This is a genomic window from Leucobacter sp. M11, from assembly GCF_035726885.1.
Lineage (GTDB): Bacteria > Actinomycetota > Actinomycetes > Actinomycetales > Microbacteriaceae > JAPFRB01.
In genome coordinates, this window is sequence record NZ_JAPFRB010000004.1 from 353,997 (window position 1) to 357,216 (window position 3,220).

A 3,220-nucleotide genomic window follows, 5' to 3' on the forward strand; every position below is an offset into this window, starting at 1 on the left:
TCAGGGAGGGGTTTGTGGCGGCGCTGCCATCCGGGAAGATCACGGTCGGCACGGTCTGGTTGCCGCCGTTGAGCTGCTCGACGAGCTCGGGGGTGCCCGGGGTCTCCTCGATGTTGATCTCCGTGTAGCCGATGCCCTCGGACTCGAGCATCTTCTTGAGGCGCTTGCAGTAGCCGCACCACGTCGTCGAGAACATGGTGATGGCGCCCGCCTCGGGCGTGTACTCGGAGCTGTGTGCTGTCTCGGTCATGAGCCCAGTCTACGACCGAATCGTGGGATCCGACAGGGAGCCAAGACCGGGCCCGGCGCTGGAAGCCGCCGCCGGGGATGCCGCGGTTGCTGCCTCGGAAGCGAGTGGGGGAGCTGCGTCCGCGAGGCCGAGCACATCGAGCACCCAGGCCAGCTCGCGGGCCCGCTCCGCCCAGGCCGCGGTGCGCCCGCTCGCCCCGCCGTGGCCGCCGGTGTCGTCCGTGAGCAGGGTGGCGTTCGCGCCCGCCTCCCGGAGGGCGGCGACCCACTTCGCGGGCTCCGCGGGGAGCACCCGGGTGTCATTCGCGTTCGTCACGGCCAGCACCTCCGGGAAGCGCGCCGCCGGGCGCACGTTCTCCACGGGGGAGTACCCGCGCATGAGGTGGTAGATCTCGGCGTCGGCGACCGGGTTGCCCCACTCGTCCCACTCGACGACCGTGAGCGGCAGCTCGGGGTCGAGCATGCTCGTGAGCGGGTCGACGAAGGGCACCCCCGCGAGCACCCCGGCGAAGCGTTCCAGTGCGAGGTTCGCCGCCGCGCCCACGAGGAGCCCCCCGGCGCTGCGGCCCTCCGCGACGATCCGCGCCGGATCGGCGAGGCCGAGCTCGGCAAGGTGGTCCGCGGCCGAGACAAAGTCCGAGAAGCTGTTGGGCTTGTGCGCGAGCCTGCCGTCCTCGTACCAGCCGCGGCCCAGCTCCCCGCCGCCGCGCACGTGCGCGATCGCGAAGACGGCCCCGCGGTCGAGCACGGACAGCCGCGCCGCCGAGAAGGCGGGGTCGATGCTGATCTCGTAGGCACCGTAGCCGTAGAGGTGCACGGGCCGGGGACCGGGGGCTCCGGTTCCGCCGAACTCGGGTCCGAGTGCGTCGCGCCGGGCGATGAGGGACAGCGGCACGCGGACGCCGTCGGTGGCGACGGCCCACTCGCGCCATTCCAGGTAGTCTTCTGGCCGCACTCCGGGGGCGGGACGGCGCTTGCGGAGCACCCAGGGGGCATCCGGGCGGGCCGGGTCAACGTCGAAGACCGCGGTGGGGTGGGCGAGCGAGGAGACCGCGAGCCGAATGCCGGGCTGGGCGCGATCCCCGGCCCCGGCGAGCGTCGTGGCCCGCAGCGCCTCCTGGTCCCCGAGCTCGTGGGCGGCCGGGTCGAGCCCGGGCAACAGCGCCGCGTTCGGCACAACGGCGACGCGGGGGAGCCCGTCACGGCGGTACTCCAGCGCGACGAAGCGGTCGCAGACGAGCGCCGTTTCGAGCCGCACCTCCTCCGAGCCCGGGATCAGGGTCCGTTCCTGCCCGGAGGCGTCGCGCACCCGGAGCGAGAAGTTCCGGTGCTCGGCGTTGTCGATCACCAGCACGCCCGCCTCCCGGCCCGGGGCCGCGGGCAGCGGGGTGAGCGCGGCGTCCACCCCGCTCTGCCGGGGCCAGTCCGGCTCCGGCAGGGCCGCTGCCGGGTCCGCCCCGGCGGTGAGCTGCGCGAAGACGCGTCGGTCCAGCAGGGTGACCTCCGTCGTGATGCTGGAGGCCGAGGTCAGCACGATTGTGTCCCCGTCGAGGTCGCGATCCACGTCGAGCCAGAACCGCTCGTCCGGCTCGTGAACCAGGGGCACCTCGGCGCGCCCCGCGCCGATGCCGTGCCACCAGATGGTGTCGGGCCGCCAGGCCTCGTCCACGGTCGGGTAGAGCACGCCGTCCCCGGCGGGGGTGAACACCGCCCCCGCGAACGTGCCCGGGATCGGCCCAGCGACCACGCGCCCGGAGTCGGCCTCGCGCACCGTCAGCTCGTAGCGCTCGTCGCCGACCGTATCGACGGCAACCAGCACCAGCGCGCCGTCCGGGGAGACATCAAAGCTGCCCAGCTCGAAAAACTCGTGACCGGCGGCGGCGACGTTCTCGTCGAAGAGCACCCGCTCGCCGGGGGCCGGTGCCTCGCGGTCGATGACCGGCGGTTCCCAATCGTCCGGGGCGACCACGGGGCAGTCCACGTGGATCGGGTATTCGAGGCCGAGCACGGTGCGTCGGTACCGCCAGCGATCGCCGACCCGCACGGGCACCGAGCGGTCCGTCTCCTCCGTGCGCGCGGCGATCTCCGTCACGATCTGCTCGGCGAGCGGGGCGAGCGGGGCGAGCCGATCCGCGGCACGGGCGTTCTCCCGGGCGACGAAGGCCCGGGCCGGGGCCGACTCCGTGTCGGCCAGCCAGTGATGCGGATCAAAGCTCACCTCGCCGTGCCACTCGCGGCGCAGCGGCTCGGCCGCGGGGAACGGATCCGCCTCGGACCGCGGGGCAGGAACGGGCAGGGACTCGGAGGCGCGCTCATCAGGGGACACCCCCTCACGCTAACCCACCGGCCACAGATTCGCCCGCGCTGCCACGGCCCGGGGCCGCGCCGCCCCCGTAGGGTGGAGGCATGAGCACCACCCAGGTCACCGTCTGCTATCTCCTTGCCCCGGACCCCGCCGGCGGCGAGCTGGTCCTGCTCGGGGAGAAACGAACCGGCCTCGGCCTCGGCAAGGTCGTGGCCCCCGGCGGCAAGCTCGAGGCGGGGGAGAGCCCGGCCGAGGCCTGCGCCCGCGAGGTCCTCGAGGAGAGCGGCCTCACGGTCCGCCCCGAGGACCTGATCCCGGCGGGGCTGCTCCGCTACCGCTTCCCGTACCGGCCCAGCTGGGACCAGGACTCACACGTGTTCCTCGCCCGCGCCTTCTCCGGCACCGCCGCCGACTCCGACGAGCTCCGCCTCGGCTGGGTGCCCAGCACGCAGATCCCGCTGGAGCGGATGTGGCACGACGCCCGGCTCTGGCTCCCCGGGGTGCTCGGCGGCGGCGGCGTCGCCCTCGACATCGAGTTCGGCCCCGATAACGACACTGTGGCGACGGTCACTCCGACTCCCGAGGGGGCCCGCCCATGACCGCACGAACCCCCGCCCACGTGCGGGGCCGACTCCGGGTACCCGTTCGCTGGGCCGGCAGCGGGCT

3 protein-coding genes are annotated in these 3,220 nt (G+C 73.9%); 1 reads left to right on the forward strand and 2 read right to left on the reverse strand.

What is annotated here, in order from left to right:
* Both OOT08_RS13715 and OOT08_RS13720 read right to left on the reverse strand, forming a co-directional pair.
* A partial coding sequence (locus OOT08_RS13715; protein WP_325093348.1) for a glutaredoxin domain-containing protein occupies positions 1–250 on the reverse strand: 250 nt, incomplete at its 3' end.
* 9 nt (positions 251–259) lie between these two features.
* A complete protein-coding gene (locus tag OOT08_RS13720) occupies positions 260–2,575 on the reverse strand; it encodes a S9 family peptidase (RefSeq protein WP_325093350.1) in 2,316 nt (771 codons plus the stop codon).
* Positions 2,576–2,655: 80 nt separating this feature from the next.
* Here OOT08_RS13720 and OOT08_RS13725 point away from each other — a divergent pair, with 80 nt between their 5' ends.
* Complete coding sequence (locus tag OOT08_RS13725) at positions 2,656–3,153, forward strand: 8-oxo-dGTP diphosphatase (protein WP_325093351.1); 498 nt, start codon at positions 2,656–2,658, stop codon at positions 3,151–3,153.
* Positions 3,154–3,220 lie beyond the last annotated feature (67 nt).